15 protein-coding genes are annotated in these 20,611 nt (G+C 45.6%); 10 read left to right on the forward strand and 5 right to left on the reverse strand.

Annotated features, from left to right (window positions below; translation table 11 throughout):
• Positions 1 to 310: 310 nt before the first annotated feature.
• From MA_RS12485 to MA_RS12505, 5 genes are all read right to left on the reverse strand, one after another.
• Positions 311 to 1,522, reverse strand: a complete 1,212-nt coding sequence (locus MA_RS12485; RefSeq protein WP_011022377.1) for an ISL3-like element ISMac21 family transposase — start codon at positions 1,520 to 1,522, stop codon at positions 311 to 313.
• Positions 1,523 to 1,642: 120 nt separating this feature from the next.
• A complete protein-coding gene (locus MA_RS12490) occupies positions 1,643 to 2,533 on the reverse strand; it encodes a thiamine pyrophosphate-dependent enzyme (protein WP_011022378.1) in 891 nt (296 codons plus the stop codon).
• A gap of 602 nt (positions 2,534 to 3,135) precedes the next feature.
• Positions 3,136 to 3,327: a hypothetical protein gene (locus MA_RS12495; RefSeq protein ID WP_048065397.1), complete on the reverse strand. Its 192-nt coding sequence runs from the start codon at positions 3,325 to 3,327 to the stop codon at positions 3,136 to 3,138.
• Between the two features lie 900 nt (positions 3,328 to 4,227).
• Entirely contained in the window at positions 4,228 to 4,896 is a 669-nt protein-coding gene (locus tag MA_RS12500) for a class I SAM-dependent methyltransferase (RefSeq protein WP_011022379.1), read from the reverse strand.
• A 117-nt stretch (positions 4,897 to 5,013) separates the two neighbouring features.
• Entirely contained in the window at positions 5,014 to 5,823 is an 810-nt protein-coding gene (locus MA_RS12505) for an SDH family Clp fold serine proteinase (RefSeq protein ID WP_011022380.1), read from the reverse strand.
• A gap of 301 nt (positions 5,824 to 6,124) precedes the next feature.
• Between MA_RS12505 and MA_RS12510 the strand changes: the two genes are divergently transcribed.
• The 10 genes from MA_RS12510 (at position 6,125) to MA_RS12550 (ending at position 20,583) form a co-directional block, all read left to right on the forward strand.
• A complete protein-coding gene (locus tag MA_RS12510; RefSeq protein WP_011022381.1) occupies positions 6,125 to 7,213 on the forward strand; it encodes a radical SAM protein in 1,089 nt (362 codons plus the stop codon).
• Between the two features lie 235 nt (positions 7,214 to 7,448).
• Positions 7,449 to 7,721 (forward strand): hypothetical protein, encoded by a 273-nt coding sequence (locus MA_RS12515; RefSeq protein ID WP_011022382.1) that lies wholly within the window; start codon positions 7,449 to 7,451, stop codon positions 7,719 to 7,721.
• A gap of 231 nt (positions 7,722 to 7,952) precedes the next feature.
• Positions 7,953 to 9,155: a PDDEXK nuclease domain-containing protein gene (locus MA_RS12520; protein ID WP_011022383.1), complete on the forward strand. Its 1,203-nt coding sequence runs from the start codon at positions 7,953 to 7,955 to the stop codon at positions 9,153 to 9,155.
• An 83-nt stretch (positions 9,156 to 9,238) separates the two neighbouring features.
• Positions 9,239 to 10,783, forward strand: coding sequence for an AlbA family DNA-binding domain-containing protein (locus MA_RS12525; protein WP_011022384.1), 1,545 nt, complete (start codon positions 9,239 to 9,241; stop codon positions 10,781 to 10,783).
• Between the two features lie 709 nt (positions 10,784 to 11,492).
• Positions 11,493 to 12,065, forward strand: coding sequence for a type I restriction-modification system subunit M N-terminal domain-containing protein (locus tag MA_RS28655; RefSeq protein WP_226990581.1), 573 nt, complete (start codon positions 11,493 to 11,495; stop codon positions 12,063 to 12,065).
• Positions 11,947 to 13,029, forward strand: coding sequence for an HsdM family class I SAM-dependent methyltransferase (locus MA_RS12530; RefSeq protein ID WP_226990582.1), 1,083 nt, complete (start codon positions 11,947 to 11,949; stop codon positions 13,027 to 13,029). The genes MA_RS28655 and MA_RS12530 overlap by 119 nt, the downstream gene beginning before the upstream one ends.
• Positions 13,026 to 14,201, forward strand: a complete 1,176-nt coding sequence (locus MA_RS12535) for a restriction endonuclease subunit S (RefSeq protein WP_011022386.1) — start codon at positions 13,026 to 13,028, stop codon at positions 14,199 to 14,201. Before MA_RS12530 ends, MA_RS12535 begins: the two co-directional genes overlap by 4 nt.
• 2 nt (positions 14,202 to 14,203) lie before the next feature.
• Positions 14,204 to 15,034, forward strand: a complete 831-nt coding sequence (locus tag MA_RS12540; RefSeq protein WP_011022387.1) for a hypothetical protein — start codon at positions 14,204 to 14,206, stop codon at positions 15,032 to 15,034.
• Positions 15,035 to 17,143, forward strand: coding sequence for a GmrSD restriction endonuclease domain-containing protein (locus tag MA_RS12545; RefSeq protein ID WP_011022388.1), 2,109 nt, complete (start codon positions 15,035 to 15,037; stop codon positions 17,141 to 17,143).
• Positions 17,143 to 20,583 (forward strand): DEAD/DEAH box helicase family protein, encoded by a 3,441-nt coding sequence (locus tag MA_RS12550; protein WP_011022389.1) that lies wholly within the window; start codon positions 17,143 to 17,145, stop codon positions 20,581 to 20,583. Before MA_RS12545 ends, MA_RS12550 begins: the two co-directional genes overlap by 1 nt.
• Positions 20,584 to 20,611 lie beyond the last annotated feature (28 nt).

The raw sequence follows: 20,611 nt of genomic DNA on the forward strand, positions 1-20,611 counted from the left end.
CAAGCTGGCGGAGGCTCTAATATTTTCCAATGAATTGAAAAATATTTTCAGAGTAAATGAAAGTATTCTCTCAGCCCGGAAATATTTTCTCATCTGTTGTTCTTTTAATTGCTATCCGGCTTTTGGGTCGCTTTTTATCGGGCTAATGGCTAACCCAGCTCATTGAGGCTCAGAGAAAGATGAAACGAAGATTCCCTCTCGATCCCGGAATAGAGCAAACAGCTAATCAAAGACCACCTGAAAATCAACTTTAAGATAAAATCAACTTTAAGGTAAAAATTAAAATTATAAATTAAGGCTCTTCGCTATTTCATGTGGGTAACCCAAATTTAAGTTTTCCTAATTTTAGATAGATCATATTAATAAAATATTGTATGTTTTTAAATCCTCTTGCATTTCTTTTTTGCAACTGTACAATACTGTTAATTCCTTCGAGGATTCCATTTGTTATCTTTGAGTCGAAATAATTCAATATCCCATCCCAATGCTTTTTGACCGTATTTGCTGCTTCAGTTATTGGAGTTATCCTGCTATGAGTTGCCCAGAAATACCATTTTTTGAGATATTGTGTAGCTTCTTTCCTATTTTTAGAATCCCAAAACTCTTGAAGACTTAACTTTACATTATATGCTCTTACCGTTTTCAGTTTTTGATTCTTAAGAGCTAGAAACCTTTCTTTTTGCTTTTCACTCAAATTCCCTTCATTTTTGAGCCATAAGTACTTACTATTCTTCAATTCTTTTATCGTTGATTGTTCCTGTTTTCTAACTTCATCAACTGCTTCATTCATCATTTTCATTACATGGAACTTATCAAACGTAATTTTTGCATCTGGAAATTCACTTGAAATTCCATTAATGAAGGCTGGTGACATATCACAGCTAATGGATCGAATCATGGTGGGTTTCCCACCATGATTTATTAAGTCCTTATTAAATCTGGTAAGAGTCGAAGAGTCTTTTCCTTCACAAACATACATAACCTTTGATTTTTCGATATCAGCTACTATAGTAACGTATTTATGTCCTTTTTTAAACGAAGTTTCATCAATACCAATTTTTGAAACTTTTGAAAAGTTCTCTTTTGCTCGTGATTTCTTGACATAATAGATTATGACTCGCCAAATTCTTGTATCGTGTTCATCAAGCATTATAGCTACTTTTAATATTGGCATGCTTTGTGCTAGTGTTATGATAATAGCATCCATAAGAAGAGTAAACCCACTTTGTTTACGAGCCCAAGGAACTTCGATTTGATGAACTCCGCAGTCATCACATTTAACTCTTGGAACTCTGCAATGCAAATAGGTCTTATATTCAAAGAAATTGAGGTGACGCCATACTTTATCAATAGTATCATGGATGGAACAGTTCGCACCACTACATTTAGGGCAAGGAAATTTAGATCCTTTTTTAAAATCGATCCAAATATCAAGTTGCTTTAATTCGGGATTAAAATCGATATCCTTAATGTACCAGGGATCTTCGATATTCAAAGCTTTCTGAAAAAGTTCGTTGTAAATGGTCGATCAAACTCCTGCAATTATATGAATAAAAGAAGTGATTACTAAATTATATTTTAATTGCGTTATATTAAATTACCCATACAAAACAGCGAAGAGCCTAAATTAAAATCCAGGTTTTCACTGAAGCCCGTAATACTCAATATTCCAGTCCGCCATAGCCTGGATCTTCTTGATTTCTTCTTCGCCGCCCTCCATGGTAAAAAGGTGTTGGAATCTTTTTTGAGCTCTCAGGTACTCTTCAACAGGTCTTGGATTTTTGATCTTCCTGGCCTGCGTTATTTGCCCGTTTTCCATCTCATACAAGGGCCAGAGACAGGTCTCGACGGCAAGCCTGGCAACTTCCAGGGTTTTGGAGGTATCAAAACCCCAGCCCGTGGTACAGGGGGCGTGGGCATGGATGTAAGTCGGGCCCATGATTTCGGTTGCTTTCTTGACTTTCCTTATCATGTCCCGCGGGAAGCCGATTGTGGTCGTAGCTACGTAAGGGGAACCGTGAGCTGCCATGATGGCAGGCATGTTCTTTTTTGGAAGAGGGTTCCCGAAGGAGAATTTTCCTGGAGGGCTTGTTGTGGTAGAGGCATCAAAAGGAGTTCCGCTGCTGCGCTGGACTCCGGTGTTCATGTAGGCTTCATTGTCCATACAGATGTAAGTAAAGTCATGACCCCGCTCAAAAGCGCCCGAGATAGACCGGATCCCTATATCCATTGTAGCACCATCGCCTGCGATAGCTATGACCTTGATATCGTCCTTTTTGCCAAGGGCTTTTAAGCCGGCCTCAACCCCTGAAGCCACTGCACCTCCGTTTTCAAAAAGGGAATGGATCCAGGGAACCTGCCAGGCGGATTTCGGGTAAGGTGTGGATGTGACTTCAAGACAGCCTGTAGGGTTAACGATAATACAGTTGGGACCTGCTCCCATTAGTGCGAATTTTGCAGCAAAAATATCACAGCAGCCCGGGCAGGCACTGTGCCCGGATGTAATATAGGTTTTCGGTGCGGTTTTACTCATAGCAATTCCTCTTCCAAATCCGGATATCTTTTAAGGGTGATTCAGGACACTACAGCTTTCCTGTTTCTTATTAGCCATTCAACCTGCTACTCAGCAACCATTCAATGTTTAACAAATGGTCAATAAAATGGTCAATAAAATGGTCAATAAAATGGTCAATAAAATGGTCATAAGCCACAATCAATTAATCAATCATCAGGAAAACTGCTGTTAATTGAACTGATTTGAGTTATTCGACCCTGCAATCCTGTCAGATTTGCAATTCTATCAGGCCCCAGATGCCATCTCCCAAATGCCATCTCCAAGTACCTGACATTTATCCCCACCAAGTATATAATTTCCATCCATATATAATATTGGCTGAATGTTATGGAAAGTCCCAGAAGTATCAGGGACGAACAGTTAGAAAAAAGTGGTTCTTTCGCAGATTAAAGGAACAGGAAGAAAAGCCGGCTGGAATCCATTTAATCCATTATACTGTCTGCGCCCTCAAGATAAAGGCTGTTTTGGTCCCGAACCTCGAGGTAACTAAAATTATTTGAAAGTATTCCGACTCTCCTCACGAAAACTCTTCCCATTTGTCTGCTGTAATTAAATAAACTTCAGACCTCGATTCCATCCATTTTTACGATGAAGTTTACCTCAACTTTCGAAACGTTGAGGTTGGATTCAAGGTCCGCTTCGTATTCTATAAGTAAGTTCTTAATGACAGTTTCCAAAGAATGTTTTAAATCGTTGACGGTTTCATCCATCAAGATCGTTTTTTCAGCTTCAGTCAGGTTCGAAAGAGCCATCAAACACCACTCCCAAAAATTTATTTTTGAATTGATTTCGACTTTTTCTCAATCCCACTTTTTTATAATCCCACTTTTTTATAATCCCAACACTTTTTTCTCTCATATAACTGTTTTTAATCTTAACACTGTTTTTTAGTTACTAAGAACCTATCCGAAAAGTGCTGCAGTTTGCTATAACTTTTACATTGGGCAATACGCAACCGGAAGGGAACCCGGATATTATAGCCTTCTCGTAATCTTTGCAACATGCCATTATCGACTTTTCGGATAGGCTCTAAGGTCTTAATTCAAACCCTGTTTTTCGTGGATTCATTCGGAAACACAAGTACTCCTTCCAACCACGAACGGGCAGGAATTATGTGACCTTTATCCTCTTACCTTCCCATTTTGTCCGATGCTTGCTATGAAAGCTGCAATATCACTAGAAATTTTCTTAATATTTGAAATGACATGTTGTCCCCAGCAACTATCGATCTTTTGTTGCTCAATGGTATTATATTTTACCAATAGTATAATCGTTATAATTGCATAAATACTTATTCTGTATAAAAAAGAGATCAAAAGGCATAATTTAAATGAAAGTAAGCAGAATGTTTAAATATAATTATTTTCTTTAAATTTAAAATGTAATAAAAAATATGAGCTAGTAGACAGCTTTACTATTTTAAAAAAATGTCAATAAAAAGTGGAAAAAAGCTGTGAGAAAACTCAACAAATCTTCATATTCGGGGCAAAAAAATTTACAATTAGAAGACTAAAGATGTAAATTTCAAAAATAAGTATCCGAATTTCAGAATATTGCTCAGTGAGTTTTTAAACCAGTATTTTCAGCTACTCTTTCTTTCCAGATACACTCTCCCTTTCCGGATACTCTTCCCGCCCGGCTGCTTAAACTGGTCAGTTTTTCACGTTTCCGCAAACAACAACTTCAACTGGAAATCCCCAGCTGCTAATCTCGGTTGCATCCAGGATACGAAAACCAGCTTTTTCCAGCATTTCCCTGACAAAAATGGGCCTGCAGTCAACATAATTCGGAAATTTTCTGTGAGCCCATTCATAGAGCTTCAACATTGGAGTGGGATCATGTTTTTGTTTCATGGCTACAACACAAAGCCTTCCGTCTTTTTTGAGCACTCGCTGGCATTCCTTCAAAACCAGAGGGATCTCAGGAGTGTCAAAAAGCTCAAGTGTGAAGATCATAAAAATCGCATTAAAGGAAGAATCCGGAAAAGGGAGATTAAAAGCGTCTCCATTTACCAGCTGCACCCATTTTGAAAACCCTGCTTTTTCTACTTTTAAGCGGGTTATTTCACACATTTTTTCAGAGATGTCAATTCCATAGACTTTTCCGGAATTTCCGACTGCTTGGGCGAGTTTGAGGATACCCTGACCTGTCCCGAAGCCGATTTCAAGTATTATTTCTCCGGGGGCAGCTTGCAGCTTCTGCAGTCCGGTATCTATAAACTCTCCCTCAAAAGGACTGGCAAATAAATCATACCATTTGCTCAACCGGTCATAACTGCTTTTAGCTGCCTTTTTTGAGCGAGTAACTCTGCTTACATCCATTCAAGAATCTTCCAGTCCTGTCCTTTTTACAGTCCCTGCCCTCTTACAGTTTCTGTCTTTCTTCCAGTTCCTGCCCTGACCTGCCTTAGATGAAAGTTTATTCCACGGGAGGGGATTTTATTCCACGTATTCCACGTTCCTTTTCACAGGCCGGAAGAGTTTCATGAACTCGTGCACATCTTCGGGAAAATCCGTGCTTACGGAAAGCCCTAGTTCTTTAGCTTCTCCGGCTGAGAGGGGGGTACTATGGATCATTTCTCCACTGACCAGCTTTTCAACCACCTCATCGAGCCTGCTTTTTCCTTCAGGCCCTGCCTCTACCTTGCCTTCAAGGAGCTCTTTTGCAACATTCCGGGTAAGTTTGAGGGCTTTTCTGGAGATATCGCTCATTACAAGAGTGGTGTCTTCTGCTTTTTCTTTCTTCGTTTCTGCAGCATAGATCCAGGAAGGAGCAGGGAAAACCCCACGCATAAGATCCCCTACCTGCGGGTCGATAGGTCCTATGACAGCATCTTTATCCATTACAATCTCGTCTGCTGCAAGGGCGATAATTGTGCCCCCTGAGAGTGAGTAGTGGGGGATGAGCACACGGGTCTTTTTAGAGTGATTCTTCAGGGCACGTGCTATCTGGATACTTGCATGGAGCTGCCCGCCGGAGGTGTGCAGGATCAGCTCAAGGGGGGAGTCCCTATATTTCCTTATCCAGCGCAGGATCTGTTCGGCATCCTCCTCGTCTATAAACTGGTAAGCAGGCAGCCCGAAAAAAGAGATGGCTTCCCGCCTGTGAATCATTGTCAGCACCTTACAGCCGTGCCGGCTCTCCATAGCTTTCAGTTTTGCCATACGCCGCATCTGGATCCTTTTAAGCTGGGTCTGCGGATAGATCACCGCGTAGAAAAACAGGATTAAAAACAAAAGAGTTGCCAAATCCCAGAAACTGATTGTCGTGCTGTCAACGGTAGCCAGAAAAACTTCCCCCTTAGATTCCCCTCAAAATTTCCCCGTTAATTTCCCGCAGGTAGCGCCAAAAATAACCGGATGATGAGATTCAAACCCCCGGGCTTAATACCTTTATTAACATTGTCTTTCCAGCTATTAACTATTCGCTAACTATTAGCCTATCTTCAGAGTTGAAAATAAGAAATAAATCCGGACCAAGTACCATAAACCTGGTTACCATAAGCCTGGTTACCATAAGCCTATAACCAATGCAGACAAATATTTCCATATGGCAGCCCCGAAGTACCTGAAACGTTATCTTATGGTGCAGGGAAATGAAATGCCTGCCCTCTCAAGGATAACTGAGAGAATTTCAGTCGAGTTCGATCCGGAAATGGAGCTTGAAGAACTCAGAGATATCCATAAAGCAAACATCCAGGAATACAGGAAACTGCGGGAAAATCTTGATTTCGAAGCCGTGGAAGCCCTTGCCTACCCGGATATTTCGGACAGGTTGAAGCTGTATACCGAAAGCTTTCTTGATATCCCTGAAGCCAGCCCCTCTCTCATGGACCTCAAAGTTGCAATTGTGGACAGGATGCTTGAAAACTGCACCTGCTGCGAGCGCCGCTGCGAGATAAACAGGAAAAAGGGTGAAAAAGGCTTCTGCCGGCTGACTGATGTTTCCCACTACGCCTCGGAATTCCTGCATATGGGGGAAGAACCCGAACTTGTCCCCTCCCACACGATTTTTTTTACCGGCTGCGTCTTTGCCTGCATCTACTGCCAGAACTGGGACATCTCCGCCTGCCCGGAATGCGGGACCGAAGTCGATCCCCGAAAACTCGCAAAGCTTGTTGACATCCGGAGGCTGCACGGGGCAAAAAACGTAAACTTCGTAACCCCATCCCCGCACCCGCACACCGTCCTGAAAATCGTGCGGGAAATGTCGTCAAACACCCCGGTCATCTGGAACTCGAACATGTATCACTCAAAAGAAATCGCCGAAATCCTTGAAGGTGTGGTGGATGTCTACCTCGGAGATTTCAAATATGGCAACAACGCCTGTGCCCTGAAATTTTCAAAGGTGAAAAACTACCTGGAAGTTGTCCAGCCCAACTTCGAGTTCGCCTACGAAACAGCCGAAATCCTCCTCCGCCACCTCGCCCTCCCAGGCCATATCGAGTGCTGCACAAGGCCGATTGCCGAATGGGTCGCAGAACACACCCCGCATATCAGGTTCAACCTTATGTTCCAGTACAGGCCCTGCTACAGGGCAATGGAATACCCGGACCTCGGAAGGCATCTGACCCTGGAAGAACAGACAGCTGCGATTGATATAGTGAGGGGAGCGGGGATTGAGGATTTGCTGATTTAACCGAGCGTGAAACCGGGCTAAGTCTCAAATTAAGTCAAATGTCAGACCACTTTTTGATTCCATTTCTAATTTTCCGGCATCTTTCTTATTATTCATTTCATAGGACCCAGTTTTCGTCAATGCTCTGAGACCTGAAGAGGTCCGCATACTCTACCGTGATGAACACGGCTACACCCGGACAGTCCCAGCGGCAGATATTCGTGTCATTCCGGAATTTATAGAAGCTGGGGCTTCATTGGGATGCCTGTGGCTGGAAGGGCGTTTTGGTCTGAGAGACCCGCTGGTAAACCGTGGAGCTCATCACGTAAAGGTGGAAAGCCATGAATACCGTAACATCTGGACCTTGAACGGCTCACGAAACAGGTCGGCTACTTCGAAGGAGGCTTGCGAAAAATTGCTTGCGAAAAATTGCTTGCGAAAAATTGCTTGCGAAAAATTGCTTGCGAAAAATTGCTTGCGAAAAATTGAAGGGCTGCTAGAAGAGATCATCGGAGGAGGCGAAAGATGAAGCTTGCAGGTTGTGGAAAAGAGATTTATGTATTACTGTCACAGTTATTTAAAGAAGGAATTGTCGTGACACTGTCACGACAATTGAACCAGATACATTTCAGTTTACCAAGTGGGAAATTGTGCAAGAGTCTCTTGCACAAAGTCACAGATACCACAATCTGTTAACCATCGAAGAACCTGGGAAAAAAGAAAGTAAATTTCTGGGAAAAATTGTCTGGAGAAATGTATAATGAGCCGCAAGGACAGCCAGGAACTTGGCCCGGCTTCAAATAACTCTCTGCTGCTGGAAGATATTCGTCATATGATCGAAGCGACTCGCTCTGCAGTGGCTACTACCGTTAACGCCGGGCTGACAACACTCTACTGGAATATCGGCAAACGCATCCATGAGGAGATCCTCAAAGGTGAACGAGCAGAATACGGGCAGGAAATTGTCGCCTCACTGGGTCGAGAATTGGCAACTGAATACGGCAATGGATTTTCAGAGAAAAACCTGCGCCGGATGATCCAATTTGCTGAGGTATTCCCTGAGGAGAAAATTGTCGCCGCACTGAGGCGACAATTAAGCTGGACTCATTTCAAGACGCTTATTCCTATCGAAGATCTCCTCAAACGCGACTTTTATGCCGAAATGTGTCGGGTCGAACGCTGGAGCACTCGAACACTGCAAGAAAGAATAGATTCCATGCTGTATGAGCGCACAGCCATTTCACGCAAGCCTGAAGAAGTGATCCGTCATGAACTTGCCAACCTGAGAGAGCAGGACCAATTAACGCCTGAACTTGTTTTCCGGGACCCCCATGTCCTCGACTTCCTCGGCCTGAAAGACCTTTATCTGGAAAAGGACCTGGAAGATGCCATCCTGCGTGAACTTGAGTTTTTTCTGCTGGAACTTGGTGTCGGATCCGCCTTTGTAGCTCGGCAGCGGCGCACCCAGATTGACGACGAAGATTTTTACATTGACTCCCTTTTCTACCACCGTTCCTTGCACAGGCTTATAGCTACTGACCTAAAGTTTGGAAATTTCAGAGCCGAATTCAAAGGCCAGATGGAACTCTACCTGCGCTGGCTGGACAAATATGAAAGGCAACCGGGAGAAGAGTCCCCGCTCGGAATCATTCTCTGCGCCGGAAAGAAAGAAGAACAAATAGAACTTCTGGAACTGAACCGTTTCGGAATACATGTGGCTGAATATCTGACTGAACTGCTGCCCCGTGAACTGCTGGCTGAAAGGCTACAGCATGCTGTTAAGAGAACAAAGGCCTTTTCGGTACGCCTGTTTCTTCCGGGCGGAGACCCGGATGGCGTCAAGACTGTGGAGAAGTCTAACTGGAAAGTAAAAAGGATGGTAATTAAAATATCTCTATTTATTGGGGCCTGCTCACGTCCTGAATTTAGAGCAACGAGCTTTTGGAAGTTTTGGGCGGTATGAAGGCTTAATCTGAAATAAACAACCGAAATTACCTTATCTTGTAGGCAATTATAAGATACAAAAATAAGTTTTGAGGCTCCTCGATGACTCAAGTATTCAGGATATTCGTAAGTTCAGTGCAGAAAGAACTTGAAGATGAGCGACTCATCATTCAAAATCTTGTGAGCACTGACCCTTTCCTGTCAGCACATTGCACTCCCGTGCTTTATGAGTATGAGCCTGCATCTCCGGATAAGGCAATTGAGGGCTGTCTTAAAACTCTTGACAGTTGCCAGGTATATTTGCTCATAATTGGGGTACAATATGGCACTTTTACCGGAGAACTTTCGATAACTCACACCGAGTATCACAGGGCAAGGGAAGAGAAGCTGCCAATTCTTGCTTTCATTAAGGGCAGCAGGGAAATGGACCGTGAGGAAGGAACCGATGCTTTCCTGAGAGAACTTGAAGTTGATGGTTTTAAGTACAAACGCTTCGGGAATGTAATCGAACTCCAGAAGGAAGTTCGAGAGGCACTGGTAAAGCTTCTTAAAGACAGATTTGGTATTGCTCCGACCAGCGATGAAAATTTGATTGCAAAGCAAACTATCGAGGCCACTTCTACTTTTGAATCGCAGCCGCTCACTCGAATTCTCTGGAAGGATCTTGATCATAAAGTAGCTCGCCAGCTTGTAGCAGCGGCTGAAAACAGAAAAGAAGATGAGTTATCTTCTGCCGACTTACTGGCTGGAGCAATGCTGCGCGGCCTTATCTGGGCTTCCCCGGGATCGGAGGAATATTACGCTACTGCCGCAGGGATAGTACTGCTGGCAAAAGACCCATCTGCGGTTTTTCCTCAGTGCAGGGTGCTTGCAGATGCTTATCGGGGATCCGAACCAGATGGAGAACCGCGTGATCATGAAGACATCAGGGGACCGATGCCCCTGGTCATTGACCGGGCAGTTGCTTTCATTGACCGTAACACCCGACATCCTATGAAAGTTATTGGACTAAACAGGGTTCGTGTTGGTGAATACCCTGTCGAGGCCCTTCGAGAAGCTCTTGTGAACGCTGTCGCCCACAGGCAGTACGAGGATGCCGGGAGAAAGATCATTCTTGAGGTATTCCCTGACAGGGTGATCGTCTCCAGTCCCGGTCTCCCACCAGCCCCTATCACACTTGCCAATTTACGTAAAGGAAATTACAGGCCCTGCTCGCGAAACCCTGTGCTGGCCCAGTGCCTTTCCTATTTCCACAGGATAGAGGAGCGCGGTAGCGGTTTCAGGCGTATGCGAGACCAGATGCTAAATCATGGCCTGGATAAGCCCCTCATAGGAACTGATACCGGATATTTCCAGGTAACCTTCCCAGGACCAGGCGAGAATCTCGACCGCATCCTGGTACCTGAAACCATACTACTGGTGACGCCTGCTATTGAAGTTCAATTGAATGAGAGGCAGAAGGAAATTTTGAAGCATGTAGCTGTAACCGGCTCTGTGACAACCGGCTGGTGTATGGAAACTTTGAATATCTCAAGGGATACTGCTCACCGGAATCTTGTCGATCTGGTCAAAAGGAATATCTTAGTGAGTCAGGGTTCTGGAAGAGGAGTAATCTATGTATTGAGAGAAAATATTTCGGATTCTTAAATCATCCGATAATCATCCGATTTTTCGTCAAAATCATCCGATTTCAGGGAAATAAATCTGCAAAATATATAAAAAGATATAACATATTCGTTAAGATATCGTAAACCTAAATCCATTAATCGTAAAGTCAAAGCCGAGTTGTGAAAACAAGGGACATCCTGTACTGATCACTCCCTGCCTTCAACATCCAAAAGTGCGACGCCTGAAATCATCCGGAACGAGTTAAACTTTTTTGTAAGTTCCTACCCTTACAGTCTTTAAATTACTCTCTGATCCTTTACGACACCCGTTTTTATTTTTTCCATTTTATAGGACCCCGGGCTCTCACCGGTCGGCGGAGACGACCGGCCTTCTCATGATGAAAATGTAAATGAAAAAGATGCAGACTGAAAAACGACAACCCTATTTTTCTGGCCTGTGCCTGACCTGCTTCAGATACAGAAACTGAAAGAAAAGGAATAAGTTAAGATGGAAGAGACTATCCTTAAATTCGAAAAAATGATGAAAAAGAGCAAGAGTTAAGAAGATTAGCAGGTATACCTGAATAGAAAATCTTCACTGAATAAAATTAGAAGCTGATCGAAACCCTCATTATGATACTAATTGTGAACAGATGTCAGGCTAAAAAATGAGTGAAAATAACGTTAATCGAACCGTAACTAAGAAACAGTATACAAGGCTGCATGTCGGGCTTACAGAGGAATAAAAAATGATCACTGGTGAACTGAAAAACAAAATCGACCGCATATGGGACACTTTCTGGTCCGGCGGGATAGCCAACCCCCTCGAAGTTATCGAACAAATTACCTACCTGCTGTTTTTACGGAGGCTGGACGACCTCCACACCCTGGAAGAAAACAAATCAGCCCGGCTCAAACGCCCGATGGAACGCCGGATTTTCCCCGAAGGCGAGGACGACAAAGGCCGCCCCTACGAGGACCTGCGCTGGTCCCGTTTCAAAAACTTCGCCCCGGCAGAGATGTATACGGTTGTCAGCGAACACGTCTTCCCCTTCCTGCGAACCCTGGGCGGAGACGACTCCACCTATGCCAAACACATGGAAGGCGCCCGTTTCACCATACCCACGCCCGCCCTGCTCTCAAGAGTGGTGGACCTTCTCGACGACGTACCCATGGAAGACCGCGACACCAAAGGCGACCTCTATGAATACGCTCAGCAAGATAGCAACCGCCGGGCAGAACGGCCAGTTCCGGACCCCACGCCACGTTATCCGCCTGATGGTGGAACTTACTTCCCCGCAGCCGACAGACATCATATGTGACCCCGCATGCGGGACAGCCGGATTTCTGGTATGTGCAGGCGAACACCTGCGGGAACACCACCCGAATATCCTGCACGACGAAAAGCTGAAACAGCACTTCCACCGCGGGATGTTCCACGGTTTCGATTTCGACAACACCATGCTCCGCATAGGCAGCATGAATATGCTCCTGCACGGCGTGGAAAACCCGGATATCCGCTACCGCGACTCCCTTGCCCAGGACTATGCCAGCGACGAAGAAGCCTACACGCTTGTCCTTGCAAATCCTCCTTTTGCCGGATCGCTGGACTATGAGAGCACATCAAAGGAACTCCTGAAGGTCGTAAAGACCAAAAAGACCGAACTGCTTTTCGTTGCCCTTTTCATGCGCCTGCTCAAACCCGGAGGTCGGGCTGCTGTTATCGTTCCTGACGGTGTGCTTTTCGGCTCAAGCAAAGCCCATAAGGAGCTTCGCCGGATGCTTGTCGAGGAGCAGAAGCTTGATGCCATTGTTTCCCTTCCGGGCGGCGTTTTCAAGCCCTATGCAGGGGTTTCTACTGCCATCCTCCTTTTCACGAAAACAAATTCAGGAGGCACGGATCATGTCTGGTTCTACGATATGCAGGCCGACGGCTGGAGCCTTGACGATAAACGGAGCCCGCTTCTGAGCGAGGACAAACTGGGTCCTGTCCCTTCAACCGGACTTTCCGAGGAGGAGCACGCCAGAAATAACCTTCCTGATGTCCTTGCCCGCTGGCAGGAACGCAATTCCGGCGAACTCAAACGTGAGAGAACCGAGCAGAGTTTCTGCGTGCCAAAAGCCGACATCGCAGCCCAGAGTTACGACCTTTCCCTCAACCGCTACAAGGAAGTTGTGCATGAGGAAGTGGAATACAGAGCCCCGAAAGAGATACTCGAAAGCCTCGCAAAGCTGGAAGCTGAGATTCAGCAGGGGATGAAAGAACTGGAAGGGATGCTAGGATGAGTCCTTGGCCACATCAACCAATTATCTCTCTTGGAACAATCATCACAGGCTCGACTCCAAAAACCTCTGAGGAGCATTTCTATGGTGGGGACATCCCTTTCGTAACACCTGCTGAGCTTGATCAAACTGATCCTATTATGAATGCTGCAAGAACCTTGAGTGAAACAGGTTCTCAAGAATCACGCTTGCTTCCAGAAGGTACAGTTATGGTCTGCTGTATAGGTTCTCTGGGGAAAGTAGGAATTGCAGGAAGAACAGTTGCAAGTAATCAGCAAATCAACTCTGTAATTTTTGATCCCAAAATCATTTGGCCCCGTTTTGGTTTTTATGCCTGCCGTCTACTGAAATCCAGACTTGAAGTATTGGCACCCGCAACGACAGTACCCATTGTCAACAAGTCAAAGTTTGGACAACTTGAAATTCCTGTTCCTCCCTTACCAGAGCAAAAAAGAATTGCAGATATTCTGGACCGTGCGGAGGCTCTTCGAGCTAAACGTCGAGTAGCTCTTGAACATCTTGATGAACTTACTCAAGCTATTTTCATAGATATGTTCGGTGACTCAGTATCAAATCCAATGGGATGGAAGAGATATCCTTTAAAACACTGTGTAAATCATATTCAAATCGGTCCTTTTGGATCACTTCTGCATAAAGAGGACTACGTTTTCGGTGGTATTCCACTCATAAATCCTACGCATATTGAAAATGGGAAAATTGTTCCCGACGTAAACCAGTCTATCACTGTGCAAAAACTTGCTGAACTTCAACTTTACCAACTTCAACAAGGTGATGTGATCATGGGTCGTCGAGGAGAAATGGGTCGGTGCGCAATCGTGGGGTCAGAGCACAATGGAACGCTCTGTGGCACAGGATCACTTTTTATCCGTCCTGATGAGAGCAAAGCTATTGCTATGTACCTTCAAGCAACGCTTTCAAGTGAGAGTATGCGTAAGCATTTGGAAGGGTTTTCACTTGGAGCCACACTACCGAATTTGAATCGAGGAATTGTTGGAGAATTGGCTATTTCTCTGCCACCAATTGAATTGCAAAAAGAATTCAGCCATCACATTGAATCCATTGAGAAATTAAAAACAACTTACAAATCCTCGTTGACAGAGATTGATGAGCTTTTCTTATCTCTTCAATATCGCGCCTTCAGGGGGGAACTGTAACCATGCGAGGGGAATTTATTGAGGTTTGGTCTGAAACATGGAGGGAGATATGGAGTAAACTAACATTGCAGAAAGATGCGCCAAGTGACTTATTTTGTGAGCTTTATGATGAGCTTGTACTTGCCTTGAAGAAAAAACCTCCCGTTGAAAAGATAGCAGAAATCACCAATGATCCTGAAAAAAGTGAAGAGATATTTGTCAATACTAAATCTGAAGACTTTTCTAGTGAGTGGGCACTACTTAGATTTCTTGAAAGTACCAATGAGGTTTTATACGATCTTGGCGGTGATCCTCTTTCCAACTATTACTTTAATCTGCTCGAAGCATTCATCGAGAAGTTCAATCTGCGTTACGATCTAAGGAAACCTTGCATGCTTTGTCCAACATTACCGGGCCTATTTACAAGTCTCTTATGTGATCTACGGAATGCAACCAGTCAAGACGTCTACCTCAATAATCATATGAAAGACTTTGAGAATTCCATTCGAGACCTGCGAATTGATTGTTCGGACACACGAATTAAGACGTGTATTCAGAAGCAAGTTAACTTGTTAGAAGCAATAGGTCGTCGATATCCTGGGGTCAAAGAAAAAACAATCGGTAAAATTTGCGACCAGCTTCAAACGTGGCCTCATGAAACAGTCAAAGAAGCCATGAAAAGTATTTACAGATTCACTTGTGATTATCCAGGAATTAGACACTCAGGTACTATAGAAAGTGCTACTCGTGATATAGAGATGAAAGATATGGTCGCAGTATCCATTTTGTTGATAGGATTTGTGCCTTATTTAACCAATAAACTCGACGCTGAAGTCCTATACCGAGGGAGATAAATGAAAGCCACCGAAGCCAAACTTCTTGATTTTCTCAGAAAATCCCCTCAGTTTGTGATTCCCATATACCAGCGCACATACTCATGGACTGAAAAAGAGTGCAAGCAGCTATGGGATGATATTCTTCGTACAGGCAGTAACGATGATATCTCAGCTCACTTTATAGGTTCTATCGTCTACATAGAAAAAGGGATTTATCAGGTGTCCAGTCAGTCTCCTCTGCTCGTAATCGACGGCCAGCAGCGTTTGACCACAGTAACCCTGCTGATAGCTGCTCTTTCCAGAGCGCTTGACCAATTGGATGAAGAAAAACGTGAGCCTCTGGATGGATTTTCTCCGCGCAAACTGCGCAATTATTATCTGCTCAACCCGGAAGAAGAAGGAGAAAGGCACTACAAGCTTATCCTGTCGCAGACAGATAAAGACTCACTCACCTCTATTGTCGGCAGCAGAGAGCAGCCAAAAGAGTACTCTCTGAGGGTGATGGAGAATTTCAAACTTTTTGAATCATGGATTGCCGGGTGTAAAGACGATCTCATGCCCCTGTGTAAAGGGCTAGCCAAGCTTGTAGTGGTGGATATTGCACTTAACCGCGATCAGGACAACCCGCAGCTTATTTTTGAAAGCATGAACTCAACCGGTAAAGAGCTCAGCCAGGCTGACCTGATCCGCAACTATATTCTGATGGGGCTGGAACCGCAGTTGCAGACAAGGCTTTATGAACAGTTCTGGCGGCCAATGGAAGTGGATTTTGGACAGGAAGCCTACAGTGACCAGTTCGACGGTTTCATGCGCCACTATTTGACTGTTAAAACCGGAGAGATTCCCAGAATAGGGGAAGTGTATGAGGCGTTTAAAGTTCACGCCAGTTCCACAAAAACGGCATATGCAGGAGTAGAAGCGCTTGTAGCCGACATCCAGACCTTTTCCCGCTACTTCTGCGCTATGGCGCTCGGAAAAGAGAAAGATCCGAATTTGAAACTTGCATTCAACGACTTACGCGAGCTTAGAGTAGATGTAGCTTATCCATTCTTGCTCGAACTTTATTATGACTATGCAACCGGAATACTCTCAAGAGAAGATTTTGTTGCAGCAGTTCGGCTGATCGAATCCTATGTGTTCCGGCGTGCTATCTGTTCTATTCCCACAAACTCGATGAACAAGACCTTTGCAACCTTTTCCAGATATCTAAAAAAGGATCATTATCTCAAAAGCATCCAAGTACACTTTTTTCAGTTGCCTTCATATCGCCGCTTTCCAAACGATGAGGAGTTCCAGCGTGAATTGAAAATCCGGGACATCTACAACTTCCGAAGCCGCAGCTATTGGATCAGACGTTTGGAAAACTACGGACGTAAAGAACGTGTGCAGGTAGATGAGTACACTATCGAGCATATAATGCCTCAGAATGAGAATCTCCCCACTGCCTGGGAAACAGAACTTGGCATAGAGTGGAAACGAATTCATGAAACGTGGCTGCATACCCTTGGCAACCTCACACTCACTGGCTACAATTCAGAATATAGTGACAGGGCTTTCACAGAGAAACGTGACATACCTGGCGGTTTTAAGGAAAGCCCGCTCAAACTCAATAAAGGACTTGGTCAGCTCGACCGGTGGAATGAAGAGACTATCAAAGAAAGGGCAAGCAGGCTGGCAGAAATAGCTCTTAATGTATGGGCAATGCCAAAACTGACTACCGATACCCTTGAGGCGTACAGGCCAAAGGCTACAGCATCTGGTTACACAATTGAAGACCATCCATACCTGTTAACGGGAACAGTGCATGAGCTTTTCGAAGCCTTCCGCAAGGAAGTCTTGGCTCTTGATCCCTGTGTAACCGAGGAGTATCTCAAGCTTTATGTCGCCTATAAAGCTGAGACTAATTTTGTGGATGTGGTACCACAAGCTAAACGGCTGATCCTGTCGCTCAATCTGCCTTTTTCTGATATAAACGACCCAAGAGGACTCTGCAAGGATGTTTCCGATGTTGGTTGCTGGGGTAATGGCGACGTAAAAGTAGGCCTAGGATCACTGAACGAACTGCCCTATGTAATAGGTCTGGTGCGGCAATCTTTCGAACACCAGATGGGTAACGGAGGATATTAATGACCAACTTTGCCTTTCTCGAAACCGAATGGCCTTCTCTGTATGAGGCAGCCGAAAAAGCCTCAAATGCAGTTTATCCTGACCCTCGCACTGCCTGTTTTTACGCTCGCAGGGCTCTGGAACTGGCTGTGCAGTGGATGTATAAACATGATTATACACTGCTCCTGCCGTATCAGGATAATTTGAGTGCTCTTGTCCATGAGCCCACATTCAAGAAAGCTGCGGGAGAGGCAATCTTCAACAAAGCGCGTATCATAATCCGGCTTGGAAACCAGGCCGTGCACAGCAACAGCACAGTTCTGCTGCATGATTCATTAACAGCCGTGAGTGAGCTTTTCCACATCAGCTACTGGCTTGCCCGCACCTATGCCCGGAAAGAAAAGCCTGAACCCGGGCTGAGCTTCAATCCTGACGAACTGCCGAAAACAACCGTCCCGAAGCAGACGATAGAGCAGCTCCAGAAACTGGAAGCAAGCCTTCAGGAAAAGGACGAAAAACTCTCTGAGCTCTTGGCCGACAAATCCGCAATGGACGAAGAACTCAAACGCCTGCGGGCCGAGGTCGCAAAAGCAAAAGAAGCTTCAACCTTGCTACCGGACACCCACGATTATTCCGAAGCTGAGACCCGCAAAAGCTTGATCGACCTCCTGCTTAAAGAAGCCGGCTGGCCCCTAGACAAAACTCAGGACAAGGAATTTGAAGTATTGGGCATGCCAAACAAAAACGGAGTCGGCTATGTAGACTACGTGCTCTGGGGCGACGACGGAAAGCCCCTTGCCCTCGTGGAAGCAAAACGCACCACAAAAGACCCGCAGGTCGGCCAGCAGCAGGCAAAACTCTACGCCAACTGCCTCGAAAATCAGTTCGGGCAAAGACCGGTGATCTTTTACTCAAACGGGTATGAAACCTGGATCTGGGACGATTCCCTATATCCGCCGAGGCAGGTGCAGGGATTCTACAAAAAAGCCGAACTGGAACTCCTCATCCAGCGGCGCAGCAGTCGCAGACCTCTCTCCGAAGCAGAAATTAACTCCGCCATTGTCGAACGCTACTATCAAACCCGTGCCATCCGCCGTATCGGGGAAGCCTTCGAGCAGGACAACGACAGAAAAGCTCTGATAGTAATGGCAACAGGCGCCGGCAAAACCCGCACGGTCATTGCACTCTGCGACCTCCTGATGCGCTGCAACTGGGTTAAACGTGTGCTCTTCCTTGCCGATAGGGTGGCTCTGGTCAATCAGGCGGTAAACGCCTTCAAACGGCACCTCCCCGATTCCGCACCTGTAAACCTTGTCACGGAAAAGGACACGGAAGGCAGGGTGTTCGTTTCAACCTATCCTACAATGATGAAACAGATAGAAGAAATAAACGGTGGACAGCGCCGTTTTGGAGTCGGACACTTTGACCTTGTGATTATTGACGAAGCCCACCGCTCGGTCTTCAAAAAATACAGAGCGATTTTCGATTACTTTGATTCCCTCCTTGTGGGCCTTACAGCAACGCCCAAAAATGAAATCGAACGTAATACCTACAGCCTCTTTGACCTCGAACCCGGGGTTCCTACCGACGCCTACCAGCTCGAAGAAGCCGTAAAAGACGGTTTCCTTGTCCCTCCAAAAGCGGTTTCAGTGCCCCTGAAATTCCAGCGCCAGGGGATTAATTACGATGAGCTCTCCGATGAGGATAAGGAGCAGTGGGAAGCTCTGGACTGGGGGGACGAGGACGGCGAAATCCCTGAAAGGGTGGAAGCCGAAGCCGTCAACAAATGGCTGTTTAACAAGGACACCGTGGACAAAGTGCTGGCACACCTGATGGAGAGGGGCCTGAAAGTCGCTGGCGGTGACCGCCTGGGCAAGACCATTCTCTTTGCCAAAAATCAGGCTCATGCTGAGTATGTTGCCGAAAGGTTCAATGTCAACTATCCGCATTTCAAAGGTGAATTCGCCCGCGTTATCACTTTCAAGACCGAATATGCCCAGAGCCTGATAGACAATTTTTCGATCAAGGAAAAAGACCCCCACATTGCTCTCTCGGTAGACATGCTTGATACCGGGATCGATGTGCCGGAAGTAGTGAATCTTGTATTCTTCAAACTGGTGCGCTCAAAGACAAAGTTCTGGCAGATGGTAGGGCGCGGAACCAGGCTCTGTCCTGACCTTTTCGAACCGGGAGAAGACAAACGGTTCTTTTATCTTTTCGATTACTGCCAGAACCTGGAGTTCTTCAGCCAGAACCCGGAAACCACTGAAGGTGCACTGGGCGATTCTCTTGGCACACGCCTGTTCAAATCACGACTTGAATTACTCTCTGAACTGGACAAAAAACTGGAAGCTGACAGCGATTGTGAAGTCGGTACAGAAACCCGTGAAATCTATGGCGAACCGATAACAGAAGCCGAAGTTCGCCACTCAATTGCCGAAACGCTGCACAGTGAAATTGCCTCGATGAATCTGGACAATTTCGTCGTGCGTCCCAAACGGCGGCTGGTCGAGAGATACTCAAGATCCGAAGCCTGGTTAAAGCTGTCGGGAGAAGACCTCTCCGAGCTTTCACATGAAGTTGCCGGCCTGCCCTCGGAGATGGAACCGGAGGCTGAAGAGGCAAAGCGTTTTGACCTTCTTGTCCTGAACCTACAGCTGGCTTTACTGCGTGCTGAACCCGCCTTTGAACGTTTGCGTAACCAGGTGAGAGACATTGCTGGTCTCCTTGAAGAAAAATCAGCCATCCCGATGGTACGCGATCAGATGGCTCTGATTCTGGATGTGCAGACCGACGAATGGTGGGAAAATGTTACAACTCCCATGCTGGAAACGCTTAGACGGCGTCTCCGTGACATTGTGAAACTGATTGAAAAACACCGCAGAAAGCCTATTTACACAGATTTCGAAGACGAAATGGGCAGTGAAAACAATGTTGAATTGCCTGGCTTTGCTGCAGCCGGAGATTTCGAAAAGTTTCGTGCCAAGACCCGGGCCTTCCTCCTGGAACATCAGGACCAGGCCGTCATCCATAAGCTCAGGATGAACAAGCCATTGACTGCAGCTGATCTCGATGAGCTGGAGCGGATACTTTCTGAAAGCGGATTGGGAGGACCGGAAGAAATTGCCCATGCCAAAGAGGTATCAAACGGACTTGGCCTCTTCGTACGCTCCCTGATAGGACTTGATAGGGAAGCTGCAAAACAGTCTTTTGCCAGATTCCTGGCAGGTAAGACTCTGGTTGCAAACCAGATAGAGTTCATAAACCGGATAATTGACCATCTTACCGAACACGGAGCAATGGATGCTGCATTGCTTTACGAGTCTCCATTTACTGACCTTACGCCACAGGGTCCTGATGGGCTTTTCACCTCTGCCCAGGTGGATGAGTTGATAGCAGCGCTGGAACAGATTACAGCAACAGCACTTGTTTTCTCGAGTTCGCAACAGATCACTGCTTGAGGATTCTATTTTGAACTGATTCATAGGG

Source organism: Methanosarcina acetivorans C2A, assembly GCF_000007345.1.
GTDB classification, from domain to species: Archaea; Halobacteriota; Methanosarcinia; order Methanosarcinales; family Methanosarcinaceae; genus Methanosarcina; species Methanosarcina acetivorans.

Excerpts from the sequence above, each read along its gene's own strand:
- MA_RS12495 (WP_048065397.1), bottom strand. The coding sequence starts at position 3,327 with ATGGCTCTTTCGAACCTGACTGAAGCTGAAAAAACGATCTTGATGGAT.
- MA_RS12530 (WP_226990582.1), top strand. The coding sequence starts at position 11,947 with ATGAATACGCTCAGCAAGATAGCAACCGCCGGGCAGAACGGCCAGTTC.
- MA_RS12510 (WP_011022381.1), top strand. The coding sequence starts at position 6,125 with ATGGCAGCCCCGAAGTACCTGAAACGTTATCTTATGGTGCAGGGAAAT.
- MA_RS12490 (WP_011022378.1), bottom strand. The coding sequence starts at position 2,533 with ATGAGTAAAACCGCACCGAAAACCTATATTACATCCGGGCACAGTGCC.
- MA_RS12550 (WP_011022389.1), top strand. The coding sequence starts at position 17,143 with ATGACCAACTTTGCCTTTCTCGAAACCGAATGGCCTTCTCTGTATGAG.
- MA_RS12540 (WP_011022387.1), top strand. The coding sequence starts at position 14,204 with ATGCGAGGGGAATTTATTGAGGTTTGGTCTGAAACATGGAGGGAGATA.
- MA_RS28655 (WP_226990581.1), top strand. The coding sequence starts at position 11,493 with ATGATCACTGGTGAACTGAAAAACAAAATCGACCGCATATGGGACACT.
- MA_RS12525 (WP_011022384.1), top strand. The coding sequence starts at position 9,239 with ATGACTCAAGTATTCAGGATATTCGTAAGTTCAGTGCAGAAAGAACTT.
- MA_RS12520 (WP_011022383.1), top strand. The coding sequence starts at position 7,953 with ATGAGCCGCAAGGACAGCCAGGAACTTGGCCCGGCTTCAAATAACTCT.
- MA_RS12545 (WP_011022388.1), top strand. The coding sequence starts at position 15,035 with ATGAAAGCCACCGAAGCCAAACTTCTTGATTTTCTCAGAAAATCCCCT.
- MA_RS12500 (WP_011022379.1), bottom strand. The coding sequence starts at position 4,896 with ATGGATGTAAGCAGAGTTACTCGCTCAAAAAAGGCAGCTAAAAGCAGT.
- MA_RS12535 (WP_011022386.1), top strand. The coding sequence starts at position 13,026 with ATGAGTCCTTGGCCACATCAACCAATTATCTCTCTTGGAACAATCATC.